The sequence below is a fragment of the Halomonas sp. ND22Bw genome, from assembly GCF_003011945.1.
GTDB lineage: Bacteria > Pseudomonadota > Gammaproteobacteria > Pseudomonadales > Halomonadaceae > Halomonas > Halomonas halophila.
This window is the reverse complement of record NZ_PXWD01001003.1, coordinates 1-267: the sequence shown is the minus strand read 5'-3', so window position 1 is coordinate 267 and position 267 is coordinate 1. Positions and strand designations below refer to the sequence as shown.

Sequence of the window (267 nt, the reverse complement as noted above, 5' to 3'; positions counted from 1 at the left end):
GGACGTGACCCAGCTCATCAACGCCTGCGACGCGGGCCGCGAGGGCGAGCTGATCTTCCGGCTGATCGAGCAGTACGCCGGCGGCAAGAGCCCGCTGAACAAGCCGGTCAAGCGGCTCTGGCTGCAGTCGATGACGCCGCAGGCGATCCGCGACGGCTTCGAATCGCTGCGTACCGAGGCGCAGATGCAGGGCCTGGCCGACGCCGCGCGCTCGCGCTCCGAGGCCGACTGGCTGGTGGGCATCAACGGCACGCGGGCCATGACGGC

The 267-nt window shown here is 70.8% G+C and carries 1 pseudogene; it reads left to right on the top strand.

Going from position 1 to position 267, the window contains the following annotated elements:
- Positions 1-267 (top strand): annotated as a pseudogene (locus tag CVH10_RS21190) (DNA topoisomerase III); the annotation flags it as partial.